Genomic DNA, 12,644 nt, shown 5'->3' with positions numbered 1-12,644 from the left:
GGCGAGGCGGCGCGGGGCCGGGCGGGGCGGCGAAACGGCGCGGTGGAGTGGCGGCGCAGGAGCGCGGCGGCCAACAGCCGACGCCGACGCCGAAGAGATGCCTGAAAGCCGATATACCTCAGAGTCATAATTATGACTCTGAGGTATATCGGTCAGCAGGACATGTCTCTACGACGCGCGACACGCCGAGACAGAACACTCCTGGGCGATGGCGCGGCCCGGGAACGCGAGCGGCTCAGCCCTCGACGGCGGCGGCGAGCTTCCGCGACTCCGCGGCCTCGGCAGGCTCGGAGGTCTCGGCGGTGACCACCGGCTCCGGGACTTGCCCCGACTTCGCGGCCTCTGCCGACCCGACGGATTCCCCCGGCCGAGCGGACTCCCCCGCCTCCGCGGGCGACGCGGAGACGGGCGCGGCCTCGACCGGCGACGCGGAGGCCGGCGACGCGGAGGCCGGCGACGCGGAGGCCGGCGACGCGGAGGCCAGCGCCGCTTCGACGGTGGCGCGGGCGCGGCGGGTGCGGCGCAGCGCCCGCACCGCCAGGACAATGGCGACCACCCAGGCGACACCGAGCAGCGCGTACACCACCACCGGCGCCGAGCCGCTCACGCCGCCGGCGCTGAGCAGCGTGCGGGCGTTGGTCAGCACGATCACGCCGCCGATCACGGCGCCGAGCAGCTGAGCGGGAACGATGCGGACCAGCCAGGCCGCGATCGGGGCGGCGATCAGGCCACCGATCAGGAGCGCGGCCACCGTGGGCAGCAGGAAGCCCTCGGTGCCCAGGCCGATCAGGAAGCCGACGCTCGCCGCGCCGGCCACGACGAACTCGGAGGTGTCGACCGAGCCGATGACCTTGCGGGGTTCCATCCGGCCGGAGACCAGCAGCGCCGGGGTGGCGACCGGGCCCCAGCCTCCGCCGCCGGTGGCGTCGACGAAGCCGGCGACCAGGCCGAGCGGGGCGAGGAAGCGGCTCCGCAGCCGGCCGGCGGCGCGGGTGGCCCGAAGCGGCCGGGAGAACCGCACCAGCAGGTACGCGCCGAGCGTGAACAGGATGGCCGCCATCCACGGCGCGGCGGCCTCGGTGGAGATGGAACTGAGGAACGTCGCCCCGGCGAACGCGCCGATCGCGCCGGGCAGCGCGATCCGGCCGACGACCCGCCAGTCGACGTTGCCGAAGCGCCAGTGCGAGACGCCCGCGGCGAGCGTGGTGCCGATCTCGGCCAGGTGCACCGAGGCCGACGCGGCGGCCGGCGCGACACCGGCGAACAGGAGCAGCGTCGAGGAGGTCAGCCCGTACGCCATGCCGAGCGAGCCGTCGACCAGTTGCGCGGCGAGCCCGACGAGGGCGAGGACCAGCAGCTTGCGCACGAGCGCCCCCTGACTTTTCGGTATCTCCTATCGACTTGGTCGACAATGCGGCACGAAGGTGGTCCCGGTCAAGTCCCCCATCCGGTTGGTAGGACGCGCCGGACGGCGCGGTCAGCTCCAGGCGCGCGGGTCGGCGGCCAGTTCGTTGACCCGGCCGGGCAGCTCACCGGAGGCCACGTCGGCGATCGTGACCAGCTCCAGGATCTCCCGCTCGCTGGCCCGCAACGCGATCCAGACGTCCTGCAACGCGCGGGCCGCGCCCTGATAGCCGAGCTGTTCCGGACGCTGGCCGCGCACGTGCGCGAGCGGCCCGTCGATGACGCGGATCACCTCGGCCAGGGAGATCTCACTCGCCGGCCGGGCCAGCCAGTAGCCGCCCTCGGGGCCACGCTGGGCGTGCACGATGCCGCCCCGGCGAAGCTGGAGCAGGATGCTCTCCAGGAACTTCGGCGGGATGTCCTGGGACCGGGCGATCTGCTCCGCGGTCACCGGGCGGCTCCGCTCGGCGGTCCCGTCCGCGACCGAGGCCAGCTCAGCGGCCGCGCGGAGGGCATAGTCGACCCGGGCGGAAAGACGCATACGGCCAGGTTAGTCCGCTCGGGTGCGGGCCGCCCCGCCGACCCGCGCCCGGACGATCATCACCCGCCGCTCAGCCGCCGACGCGGCGCAGCAGTCCCTCCTGCACGGCGCTGGCGATGTGCCGCCCGTCGGCGGTGAACATGCGGCCGGTGGCCAGGCCACGGCCGCCCGACGCGGACGGGCTCCAGCAGTCGTACAGGAACCACTCGTCGGCGCGGAACGACCTGTGGAACCACAGCGCGTGGTCGAGGCTCGCGCCGACCACGCCGCCCGGGCCCCACACCTCGCCGTGCACCGACAGCACCGAGTCCAGCAGCGTCAGGTCGGAGGCGTACGTCAGCGCGCACGCGTGCAGCAGCGGATCGTCCGGCAGCTTGCCGTCCAGCCGCATCCACACCCGCTGGTGCGGTTCGGCCGGGCGGTCGCCGGGGCGTACCCAGCCGGGCTCGCCGACGTAGCGCACGTCGATCGGGCGCGGGATCATCCCCCAGATGCCGAGCCGCTCCGGGTAGCGGGAGAGCCTGTCGGTCATGGTCGGCACGTCGTCCGGGCCGGGCACGTCCGGCGGCACCGGGGCGTGGTGGTCCAGCCCCTCGTCCTGCCGCTGGAACGACGCCGACATGAAGAAGATCGGCTTGTCGTGCTGCAACGCCACCGAGCGGCGCACCGAGAAGGACCGGCCGTCGCGGACGTTCTCCACCTGGTACTCGATCGGCTCGGCCGGGTCACCGGGGCGCACGAAGTAGCCGTGCAGGGAGTGCACGGCCCGCTCCGCGTCGACGGTGCGGCCGGCGGCGACCAGGGCCTGGCCGGCGACCTGCCCGCCGTAGACCCGCTGCGGGCCCACCGGCGGGCTCATCCCCCGGAAGGTCATCTCCCCGGTACGGTCCAGGTCGAGCACCTCCAGCAGCTGGTCGACCGCCGCCTGCCCGGTCGCCGCAGCACTCACTGGAGCGCTCGCGCCGAGGCCGCGTCCACGAGCGAACCCAGCTGGTGCACGCGCAGCGTGTTGGTGGAGCCGGGGGTGCCGGGCGGGCTGCCCGCCACGATCACCACGTAATCGCCCGGGTTGGCCCGGTTGAGGCCGAGCAGCGCCTGGTCGACCTGGCGGAACATGTCGTCGGTGTGCTGGACGAACGGCATCAGGAACGTCTCCACGCCCCAGGAGAGCGCGAGCTGGTTGCGCACCTCCGGCACCGGCGTGAAGGCCAGCAGCGGCAGGTCGCAGTGCAGCCGGGCGAGCCGCTTGACGGTGTCGCCGGTCTGCGAGAACGCCACCATGGCCTTGGCGCCGATGGCCCGGGCGATGGAGGAGGCGGCCACGGTGAGCGCGCCGCCGTGCGTACGCGGGTCGTGCTGCAACCGGGGGACGGCGATCGAGCCGGCCTCGGTGGTGGTGACGATCTTGGCCATGGTGCTGACGGTGAGCACCGGGTACTTGCCGACGCTCGTCTCGCCGGAGAGCATCACCGCGTCCGCGCCGTCGAGCACCGCGTTGGCCACGTCGGAGGCCTCGGCGCGGGTCGGGCGGGAGTTCTCGATCATCGAGTCGAGCATCTGGGTGGCCACGATGACCGGCTTGGCGTTCTCCCGGCAGAGCTGCACGGCGCGCTTCTGCACGAGCGGCACCTGGTCCAGCGGCAGCTCGACGCCGAGGTCGCCGCGGGCGACCATGACGCCGTCGAAGGCCAGCACGATCGCCTCGAGGTGGTCGACCGCCTCGGGCTTCTCGACCTTGGCCAGGACCGGGCGGCGCACGCCCTCCTCGTCCATGATCGAGTGGACGAGCTTGATGTCCTCGGGTGAGCGGACGAACGAGAGCGCGACCAGGTCGACACCGAGGCCGAGGGCGAAGCGCAGGTCCTCCGCGTCCTTGTCGGACAGGGCCGGGACGCTGACCGCCACGTTCGGCAGCGAGACGCCCTTGTTGTTGGAGACCGGGCCGCCCTCGGTGACCAGGCACCGGATGTCGTTGCCGGTGACGTCGCTGACCTCGACCGCGACGCGGCCGTCGTCGATCAGCAGCCGGTCGCCCGGCTTCACCTCCTGCGGCAGCTTGCGGTAGGTGCAGGAGACGCGCTCCTTCGAGCCGACGACGTCGTCACCGGTGATCACGACCGAGTCGCCGGTGCGCCACTCGTGCGGGCCGTCGGCGAACCGGCCCAGCCGGATCTTGGGCCCCTGGAGGTCGGCCAGCACCGCGACCGGCTTGCCGGACGCCTCGGCGGCCTCCCGGACCAGCCGGTAGACCGATTCGTGGTCGGCGTGACTGCCGTGGCTGAAGTTGAGCCTCGCCACGTTCATGCCCGCCTCGACGAGCCCTCGGATACGCTCCGGGGACGAGGTGGCGGGGCCGAGAGTACAGACGATCTTCGCGCGGCGTGTCACGCCCATCAGGCTAGTCTCTCCTCCGGATCGGCCTCCCGGCCGACCCCTTGCGGACAGCGGAACAGTTGTCCAACGACGCGCGTGTACCGCGCGGGCGGGCGGTTGGCGTACCGCACCGGAACGTCGTGTGTGGCGGGCATCGGCGACCGCGCGGCGGAAATGGTACCCCTCGCCGTCACGTGCCGGCCGGGTGCTCCCGTGGATGCCGTCCGCCCTCGCCGTGGCGCGGCCCCGCCGGACCGGCCGGGGCAGGTTCGGGCAGCCGCCGGGCGGCCAGGCCGCGATGATCTCGGCGAGCAGGTGGTCGGCGCGCAGCCCGGACGCGGTCCGCTCCAGCGGGACCCGGCTCGCGGCGCCGTGGAAGTGGTACAGCGCGATCGCCGAGAACGGCGACGAGACCGCGCCGGCCGTCAGCTCTCCGTCTTGACCAGCGGGAACTCCAGCGAGCCGGCCGGGCAGAGGAAGGTCAGCACCTCGACCCGGTAGAGCCCGGCCTGTACCGCCGGGTCGGCCTCCATGACGCTGCGCACGTCGTCCACCGAGCCGGTGCGGGCCAGGCCGAAGCCGATCGGCGGATCCGGTTCCCGGGCCGGGCCGTCCACCGAGCCGTCGACGAGCACGATGCCGCGCCGTTGCAGCGCCCGCATGTGCTGCAGATGCTCGGCCTGCAGCCGTTGCACGGTCTCCTCCGGCAGGGCCCGGCCGGACGGCCCCGGGTAGAGCACGATGCACTCGTACGTGTCCAGCGCGAAGTCGAGCCGTGGCGTCGTGCCCATGCGCACCTCCTGCTGACCACCGTTGCGCCCAGCCTCGCACGGCGGTCCGGTGCGCCGGGGCCGCTCGCCGCAACTACCGGTGCTTCGCCGCCACGATTCGGGGAATGTCCAGGGGTCGGGGCGCGCGCCGCCCGCGACCGCGTACGAGCACAGGAGGACCGCGATGGCCACCAGCACCCAGCCCGCCAAGGCGTCCGGCAGCTACCGGATCGGTGGTGACCTGCGGGTCGACCGCCTCGGCTACGGGGCGATGCAGCTCACCGGCCCCGGCGTGTGGGGCGACCCGAAGGACCCGGCCGAGGCGATACGGGTGCTGCGCCGCGCGTACGAGCTGGGCGTCACGTTCATCGACACCGCCGACTCGTACGGGCCGTTCGTCAGTGAGCTGCTGATCCGCGAGGCGCTGCACCCGTACGCCGACGACCTGGTCATCGCGACGAAGGCCGGACTGACCCGCTCCGGCCCGGACGACTGGCGGCCGGTGGGCCGCCCGGAGTATCTGCGCCAGCAGTGCGAGCTGAGCCTGCGCCACCTGGGCCTGGACTGCATCCCGCTCTACCAGCTGCACCGCATCGACGCGAAGGTGCCGCTGGCCGACCAGCTCGGCGAGCTGGCGCTGCTGCGGCAGGAGGGCAAGATCCGGCACATCGGGCTGTCGCAGGTCAGCGTCGAGCAGATCGAGGCGGCCCGGGAGATCGTCCCGATCGTGTCCGTGCAGAACCTCTACAACCTGGCCGACCGCGGCGCCGAGGACGTGCTGGCGCACTGCGAGCGGCACGACCTGGCGTTCATCCCGTGGTTCCCGATCGCCACCGGCAACCTGGCCCGCCCCGGCGGCCCGCTGGACGCGATCTCGACCGCGCACGGCGCCACTCCGGCGCAGCTCGCGCTGGCCTGGCTGCTGCGCCGCTCGCCGGTGATGCTGCCGATCCCCGGTACGTCGTCGGTGGCGCACCTGGAGGAGAACGTGGCGGCGGCCGAGGTGGAACTGACCGACGAGGAGTTCGAGGCGCTGGCCAAGGCGGCCTGAGTCTGCCGCCGTCCGGCCCTTTCGCGGAACGTGATCGAGCAACTACCGTCAGAAGGATTCTCACGAGTGGGGGTCCGCTGTGGAGGAGTTCGACTACGTCATCGTGGGGGCCGGCGCGGCGGGGTGCGTGCTGGCCAACCGGCTAACCGAGGATCCGGGGACGCGGGTGCTGCTGCTGGAGGCGGGCGGCTGGGACCGCAGCCCGTACGTGCGCGTGCCGAAGGCGTTCTCCCGGCTGATGGACGACGAGCGCACCGCCTGGCACTACCCGGCCACCACCGGGCCGGGCCGCGAGGAGATCTGGCAGCGCGGCCGGATGATCGGCGGCTCGACGTCGGTCAACGGCATGATCTGGAGCCGCGGCGCGGCCCGCGACTGGGACGCCCTCGACCCGCTGGGCTGGGGCTGGTCGGCCATGCGGCAGGTGTTCACGCGGCTGGAGGACCACCCGCTGGGCCCCGCGCCGCACCGGGGGGCGGGCGGGCCGGTGCGGCTGTCCATCGCCACCGGCACCGACCCGCTCGCCGAGGAGATGGTGGCCACCGGCGCCGAGCTGGGCTGGCGCCGAGCCGACGACCTGGACGCCGACGACGACGAGCGGATCGGCTACCCCACCGCCACCATCCACGACGGACGGCGGGTCAGCGCCGCGAACGCGTTCCTGCACCCGATCCGGCGCCGGCCCAACCTGACCGTCGAGGTCGGCGCCGTCGTGCTGCGGGTGCTGGTCGAGGGCGGCCGGGCGGTCGGCGTACGGGTGGCGCACGGCGGCCGGGAGGTCGAGCGCCGGGCGGCCGGGGAGGTGATCCTCGCCGCGGGCGCCCTGGCCACCCCGCACCTGTTGCAGGTCTCCGGCATCGGGCCGGCGGACACGCTGCGCGCCGCGGGCGTGCCGGTGCTGCTCGACCGGCCCCGGGTCGGCGCGGGGCTGCGCGAGCACCGGTCGATGGTGCTGCAGTACCGCCTCGCCGAGCCCGGCGGCCACAACATGACCATCGGCAGCCCGCTCGGGCAGGCCCGGGCCACGCTGCGCTGGCTGCTCACCGGGGGCGGCCCGCTCGCCCTGCCGGTGCTGGACGTGGCGGCCCACGTCAAGTCCCGGCCGGACCTGGACCGCCCGGACGCGCACCTGCTGATGGCGCCGTTCTCGGCCGCCCCGCCCCGGCCCGGCAAGGCCCTCGAACTGGAACGGGAACCGGGCGTGATGTGCCTGGGCACGGTGACCCGGCCGGACAGCGAGGGCAGCCTGGCGATCACCGACGCGGACCCGCGTACGCCGCCGGCTGTCGTGGCGAACTACCTCACCACCGACCACGACCGGCGGGTGGCGGCGGACCTGTTCCGCCGGATGCGGGAGTTCTTCGCCACCGGGCCGATCGCGAAGCGGATCCGGGCCGAGACGGTGCCCGGCCCGGCGGTCCGCACCGACGCCGAGATCGTCGAGGCGGCGGTGGCACGCGGCTACTGCGGCTACCACGCCATCGGCACCTGCGCGATGGGCGACGGCGACGACCACGTGGTCGACCCGCAGCTGCGTGTACGCGGCGTGGACGGGCTGCGGGTGGTCGACGCGTCGGTGCTGCCGGTGATGGTGGCGGGCTGGACCAGCGCCCCGGTGAGCGCGCTCGCCTGGCGGGCCGCGGACGTCATCCGCGGGCGGGACGGGAGCTGACAGCGCCCGGGCCCGCGCGACGGCGGGCCCGGGCACCGGTGTCAGACCGCGAAACAGTTCGGCCGGACCGGGGCGCCGGCGAGTACCTGGCGCACCACCGTGTACGTGGTGCCGTCCAGCACCAGCCCGAGGTGGCCGACGACCCGCAGCGGGCACCACGCCTGCACCAGCACGTTCGTGGCGCCGTCGGCGAGCAGCGCGTTGTCCACCGGCCGGACCAGCTCGTCCTGCCAGGTGCGCACGGTGGCCCAGCGAACCGGCCCGGGCGTGTCGTCGCCGGCGTTGAGGTCGGCCAGGAAGCTCGACCCGATCGACATCTGCTGACAGGCGATCACCCCGGCGCAGCTGCCCAGCCCGAGGAACGCGACCAGGTTGGCGACGTACGTGCCGTACTGCGGGCTGCCCAGGCTGACGTACTGGTCCACGGTGGCGGCGCCGCCGAGGTACTTGACGTACCAGCGGCTGACCAGGCCGCCCTCGGAGTGGCCGACCAGGTCGACCCGGGCCGCTCCGGTGGCGGCGCGGACCTGGTCCACGTAGGTCGAGAGCGCACGGGCGGACTCGCGGATGTCGCCGAGGCCGAGGTTCGGCAACTGGAAGATCGAGACGCGGTAGCCGTCGGCGCGCAGCCGGGCGGCGATCGGCTCGTACGCGATGGAGATTCCACTCAGGCCGCCGACCACGATCACCGGGTCGGCGGCCGCGGCGGCGGCCCGTTGCGCGGCGGTGGCGACGGTGGCCGTGTTCGACGGGGCGGCGGGTTCGGCGGCGGCCGCCTGGGCGGCGGCCGGGACGAGCAGGACGGTGGCGGCGGTGGTGGCGGCCAGGATCGTTCGGAGCAGCATGGGCTGCACCTCCGAGGGGGAGGCACCCGGGCGGACCGGGAGGGGACGGGTGGGATCCGATCGATCGTGGACACGATGATGCGTGTCCGATTTCACACACGTCAATGAAAAGTTACGCGGCGGTAACCACTTGTCGCGCCCACCGCGCAAACCGGCAAGCCGGGCCGGGCTCAGTTGCCCAGCGCCTGGACCTTCGCGATCGTCTCCTGGACGTGCTGCCGGGCCGGCTCCCCGCCCTGCGCGGCCTGCGCCAGCGCCTGCCGGTAGGAGTCGATGACGCCGATCAGCGGCCCGGCCGTCGCCCCCTCCAGCGCGCCCGCCACCAGCGCCCGCGCCTCCGCCGCGTCCTGTGCCGCGGCAGCCGTGCGCGCCTTGGCCTCGTCCAGCTTCTGCGCCGCCGCCGCCAGCCTCGCGATGATCTCCGCCGCGCTCACAACCCCTCCCCCACCTCACCCACCCTCGGGAACCCTACCGCCCACCCCCACCCCACGCCTTCGCGATCTTGCAGTTTCCGCCCCGGCAAAAGCCACATCAAGCCCACCGCCGCGGCCACAAGTCCATGATCGACGGCGACGAACCGGGCTGGGGTCAGCGGAGGAGGCGGAACAGAAGCAGGTAGACGCAGAACAGCGACGGGGAGACCAGCGCGCAGATCACGAAGCCCAGCGGCACGTACCGCCCGGTCGTGGCCTCACCGCCGGCCAGCGCCGGGCGGCCCCACCGGGCCAGCACGACCTGACCGGCCACGAAGGACAGCAGCGGCACCCCGGCGCAGGACAGCGCCGCCACCAGGTCCAGCCCGGCCACCGGCACCGGCGACCCCACCAGCGCGACAAGCATCAGCAGCGAGCCGACGAGCGCGCAACCGCCGTACACCGCGACCGCCCGGGCCGGCGCCGACCAGGTCGGCAACAGCACCGGCGTGCGGGCCAGCGCGTCGGCCTGCTGCCCGTACCCGTCGGCCTCCCCGGCGAGCCGCTCCGCCGCAGCCAGCTCCGCCGCCGGGTCACCCGCCCGCGGCGCCACACCCGGAGAGGGGTACGCCCCGACGCCCGCCTGCCCCGGCGCGGCGGCTGCGCCGCCGGTCACGCCGTCCCCCGGCCCGGCGCCCGTCCGCCCGCCCGCGTCTGCCGCCTCCGGCGCGGCCGGTCCGGCGGCCACCGCAACCGCCGGCGCCGGTACCGAGGTCATCGGCGTGCCGATTGCCTGGCCCAGCCGGTCCAGGTGCTGCCCCTGGGCGACGAGCCGCTGCCCCAGCTTGTCGACGGCGGCCTGCAGGCCACGGCGGCGCTCCGCCTCGGCCGCGATCTCCCGCTCCCCGCCCCGCTGCCGGGTGGACAGCTCCCGCAGCAGCGCCGCGTACTCGTCGAATCCACTCATGGGACATCACTCCCCGCGGCGAACGGCACGATCAGCGCGGTGCGGTGCTCGTGCCGGTCGACGAGCAGCGCGCGGCCCTCGCGCGGCACGTACGCGAGGTCGTGCACGCCGAGGTGCAGGCCCAGGTCGGCGGCGGGCACGTTGAGCGCGACCAGGCCGGTGACGTCGTCGCGCTGCCCGCTGCCGCCCAGGTCGTCGGCGAGCCGGCGCAGCCCGCGCCACCAGCCGAGCACGTGCACCCCGCGCGCGGGCCCCTGGCGCAGCACGGCGCGCAGGTCGTCGTACCCGGAACGGAACGTCGCCGGGTCGGAGGCGGCGAGCGTCGTGGCGGCGGCGTCCACCCCGAACACCACCAGGTAGGTACGCCCGGAGGCCGGGGCGTCACCGGTGGCGGCCTCGGCGAGCTGGGCGCGCAGCGCCTCGGCGGCCAGGCGGCGGACCGGGTGCCCGGCGGCGGCCAGCGTCATGGCCAGGTCGTCGGCGGCGTCGGTGGTGCCGGGCGCCAGCGGCGCGAACAGGAACCGGGCGGTGCCGGGCGCGTGCTGCCGGGCCAGGGACAGCGTGGCCGACCGGAGCACCTCCGCGCCGACGGTGGCGGTGCCGACCACCGCCAGGTGCCGGCCCGGGCTGGCGTCGAGCGCGAACCCGGCCGGGCTGCCGGCGACGTCGACCGCGCGGCCCACGAGCGCGTACGGCGGGTCGGCGCCCGGCGTCAGCGCGGTCCAGGCGCTGTCGTCGGTGAGCCGGGGCGTCTCGTGTCCCCGGAAGACCGACGGCGGGCGCGATCCGGCCGGGCGGGCCGCGTGCAGCTCGTGACGCAACGCCGCCAGGTCGGCCGAGGCAGCGTGCGCGTCGGGGAACCGCACCTCCGCGTCCGCGCCGGGCGCGCCGGCGGCGGTGTTCACCACTGCGCTGCCGACGGTGAGCCCGCGCGCGGCGTCGTTGCGCGGGTCCAGCACGGCGTCCCCGCCGGGCAGCGCGATCCGCAGCGGGAACTGGCCGAAGATGGCCTCGGCCCGGCCGTAGAGCGCCTCGATGCCGGTGGTGCTCTGGCTGGCCAGCACCAGGTGCAGGCCGTACGAGCGGCCCTTGCGGGCCAGTTCCTCGATCAGGTCGACGGCCTGCCGGGCCAGCGCGTCGTTGCCGGCGAACAGCACGTGGAACTCGTCGATCACGGTGACGATCCGGGGCGGCCGGGCGTTGGGCGGCAGGTCGGCCAGGCGGCTGACCCCGTGCCGCTTGAGCAGGTCGGCGCGGCGGCCCAACTCGGCGCGCAGCTCCCGCAGCACCGCCACGCCGTACTCGCGGTCGGACTCGATGCCCACCGCGTCGGCGTGCGGCAGCCAGGACGGGTCGCGGTCGGTGGGCACGAACTCGGTGAAGCTCACGCCCTCCTTGAAGTCGAGCAGCATCAGCCGCAGCTCGGCCGGGGAGTAGCGGGCGGCCAGCCCGTAGAGCACGTCGAGCAGCAGCACCGTCTTGCCGGCGCCGGTGCGGCCGCCGATCAGCCAGTGCGGCGTGGCGTCGTCGAACGCCACCGCGAGCGGGCGGCGGCCGGCGCGGCCGAGCACGGTACGCAGGCCGGAGGCGGCGGACCCGGCCCAGCGCTGCGCGGGCAGCAGGTCGGCGAACGTGACGACGTCCTGGTCGGCGGTCTCGGCGTACCGGCGGGCCAGCGCGGTCACCGCGGCGTGCGACGGGTCGCCGTCGAGCACCACCGGCGCGGCCAGCCCGCTGCCGTCGGCGCTGAACGGGCGGCCGGGCGGGTCACCGACGAGCGTGTACCGCTCGGTGATCCGCAGGTGGGTGGTGGCGCCCAGCGGCGGCGCGGCGCTCGGCCCGGAGGGCCGGTGACCGGCCAGCAGCACGCAGACCGCGGCGGCCGGGCCGGCGTGGGTGAGCGCGGCGAGCCGGGCCAGCTCCCGGGGCGGCGGCGCGGACGCGGCCACCACCACCAGCAGCTCCCGGTCCTCCGGCGCGGACCGCTGGGCGGTACGGGCGTGCCGCTCGGCCGCGTCGAGCAGCGCTGCTGTCTCCGCCTCGGTGGTCGCCGCCGCGGCGAGCACCCCGGCGTCCTGCAGTGGGCGCAGCGGCAGGAACGCCGCGCCGAAGGCGGCCTGGTCGATGCCGACGACCCGGATCGCGCCGGCCGGAGCGGCGGTCAGCAGCCGCACCACCACCGCCCGCAGCAGCTCCCCGACGCGCGGGTCGCGGGCGTCCTGATCGAGCGCCAGATGCGCGCCCGCCCCCACCGGCACGAGCACCGGGAACGCGCCGTCGACTGTGGTCGCCGCGCCGAGGCGTACCGGAACGGGGTGGGTCGCGACGCGGGCGGTGCCGGGCACCGCGGCGGCCAGCTCACCGCCGAGGCGGGCCAGCCGCGCGACCAGCTCGGGGCTGCCCACCGGCGCCGGGCCGGCGGCGCCGAGCAGCCGCCGAGCCGCCTCCCAGTGGCGCAGTGCCTGCCGGTGCCGATCGACCGCCTGCCGGTACGCCGCCGCGAGTCTGCCCACCGTCCGCCCTCCGACGTCTTGCGATCGAGGGAACCCTAACGGACGCGCGGCGCAGCGGCACATGGCGCTCCGCACCGGGGATTCGTCCACTGTTC

12 protein-coding genes are annotated in these 12,644 nt (G+C 75.0%); 3 read left to right on the top strand and 9 right to left on the bottom strand.

Features of this window, described 5'->3' with window-relative positions; all coding sequences use genetic code 11:
* Window positions 1–235: 235 nt before the first annotated feature.
* The 4 genes from A8711_RS20110 to pyk all read right to left on the bottom strand — a co-directional run bounded on the left by A8711_RS20110 (window position 236) and on the right by pyk (window position 4,339).
* Window positions 236–1,366, bottom strand: a complete 1,131-nt coding sequence (locus A8711_RS20110; protein WP_069089061.1) for a sulfite exporter TauE/SafE family protein — start codon at window positions 1,364–1,366, stop codon at window positions 236–238.
* A 111-nt stretch (window positions 1,367–1,477) separates the two neighbouring features.
* Complete coding sequence (locus A8711_RS20105) at window positions 1,478–1,945, bottom strand: Rrf2 family transcriptional regulator (RefSeq protein ID WP_043329564.1); 468 nt, start codon at window positions 1,943–1,945, stop codon at window positions 1,478–1,480.
* 70 nt (window positions 1,946–2,015) lie between these two features.
* Window positions 2,016–2,894, bottom strand: a complete 879-nt coding sequence (locus A8711_RS20100; protein WP_043329561.1) for an acyl-CoA thioesterase II — start codon at window positions 2,892–2,894, stop codon at window positions 2,016–2,018.
* Window positions 2,891–4,339, bottom strand: coding sequence for a pyruvate kinase (gene pyk / locus A8711_RS20095; RefSeq protein ID WP_043329559.1), 1,449 nt, complete (start codon window positions 4,337–4,339; stop codon window positions 2,891–2,893). The genes A8711_RS20100 and pyk overlap by 4 nt, the downstream gene beginning before the upstream one ends.
* A 196-nt stretch (window positions 4,340–4,535) precedes the next feature.
* Between pyk and A8711_RS20090 the strand changes: the two genes are divergently transcribed.
* Window positions 4,536–4,760, top strand: coding sequence for a hypothetical protein (locus A8711_RS20090; RefSeq protein ID WP_124779100.1), 225 nt, complete (start codon window positions 4,536–4,538; stop codon window positions 4,758–4,760).
* Here A8711_RS20090 and A8711_RS20085 read toward each other — a convergent pair.
* Entirely contained in the window at window positions 4,744–5,109 is a 366-nt protein-coding gene (locus A8711_RS20085; protein WP_043329557.1) for a YciI family protein, read from the bottom strand. The genes A8711_RS20090 and A8711_RS20085 overlap by 17 nt on opposite strands.
* 163 nt (window positions 5,110–5,272) lie before the next feature.
* On the opposite strand from A8711_RS20085, the gene A8711_RS20080 reads away from it, so the two are divergent.
* A complete protein-coding gene (locus tag A8711_RS20080) occupies window positions 5,273–6,139 on the top strand; it encodes an aldo/keto reductase (protein WP_069089059.1) in 867 nt (288 codons plus the stop codon).
* A gap of 79 nt (window positions 6,140–6,218) precedes the next feature.
* Window positions 6,219–7,811 (top strand): GMC family oxidoreductase, encoded by a 1,593-nt coding sequence (locus A8711_RS20075; RefSeq protein ID WP_069089058.1) that lies wholly within the window; start codon window positions 6,219–6,221, stop codon window positions 7,809–7,811.
* Window positions 7,812–7,852: 41 nt separating this feature from the next.
* On the opposite strand, the gene A8711_RS20070 is transcribed toward A8711_RS20075, so the two are convergent.
* The 4 genes from A8711_RS20070 to A8711_RS20055 form a co-directional block, all read right to left on the bottom strand.
* The gene (locus A8711_RS20070) at window positions 7,853–8,656 is read right to left on the bottom strand and encodes an alpha/beta fold hydrolase (protein WP_043329552.1); all 804 of its coding nucleotides are present in this window, start codon (window positions 8,654–8,656) and stop codon (window positions 7,853–7,855) included.
* A 170-nt stretch (window positions 8,657–8,826) separates the two neighbouring features.
* On the bottom strand, window positions 8,827–9,090 hold the full coding sequence (locus tag A8711_RS20065) for a DUF6244 family protein (RefSeq protein ID WP_013287536.1): 264 nt from the start codon (window positions 9,088–9,090) through the stop codon (window positions 8,827–8,829).
* A 154-nt stretch (window positions 9,091–9,244) separates the two neighbouring features.
* The gene (locus A8711_RS20060) at window positions 9,245–10,036 is read right to left on the bottom strand and encodes a hypothetical protein (protein ID WP_069089057.1); all 792 of its coding nucleotides are present in this window, start codon (window positions 10,034–10,036) and stop codon (window positions 9,245–9,247) included.
* Window positions 10,033–12,549, bottom strand: a complete 2,517-nt coding sequence (locus A8711_RS20055) for an FtsK/SpoIIIE domain-containing protein (RefSeq protein WP_083297057.1) — start codon at window positions 12,547–12,549, stop codon at window positions 10,033–10,035. The genes A8711_RS20060 and A8711_RS20055 overlap by 4 nt, the downstream gene beginning before the upstream one ends.
* Between the last annotated feature and the right edge of the window lie 95 nt (window positions 12,550–12,644).

This window comes from Micromonospora sp. II (assembly GCF_001709195.1).
Lineage (GTDB): Bacteria > Actinomycetota > Actinomycetes > Mycobacteriales > Micromonosporaceae > Micromonospora > Micromonospora chalcea.
Note: the sequence above shows the minus strand (reverse complement) of the source record. Positions and strands in the feature narration are given on the sequence as shown.

Excerpts from the sequence above, each read along its gene's own strand:
- A8711_RS20105 (WP_043329564.1), bottom strand. The coding sequence starts at position 1,945 with ATGCGTCTTTCCGCCCGGGTCGACTATGCCCTCCGCGCGGCCGCTGAG.
- pyk (WP_043329559.1), bottom strand. The coding sequence starts at position 4,339 with ATGGGCGTGACACGCCGCGCGAAGATCGTCTGTACTCTCGGCCCCGCC.
- A8711_RS20090 (WP_124779100.1), top strand. The coding sequence starts at position 4,536 with ATGCCGTCCGCCCTCGCCGTGGCGCGGCCCCGCCGGACCGGCCGGGGC.
- A8711_RS20085 (WP_043329557.1), bottom strand. The coding sequence starts at position 5,109 with ATGGGCACGACGCCACGGCTCGACTTCGCGCTGGACACGTACGAGTGC.
- A8711_RS20080 (WP_069089059.1), top strand. The coding sequence starts at position 5,273 with ATGGCCACCAGCACCCAGCCCGCCAAGGCGTCCGGCAGCTACCGGATC.
- A8711_RS20070 (WP_043329552.1), bottom strand. The coding sequence starts at position 8,656 with ATGCTGCTCCGAACGATCCTGGCCGCCACCACCGCCGCCACCGTCCTG.
- A8711_RS20060 (WP_069089057.1), bottom strand. The coding sequence starts at position 10,036 with ATGAGTGGATTCGACGAGTACGCGGCGCTGCTGCGGGAGCTGTCCACC.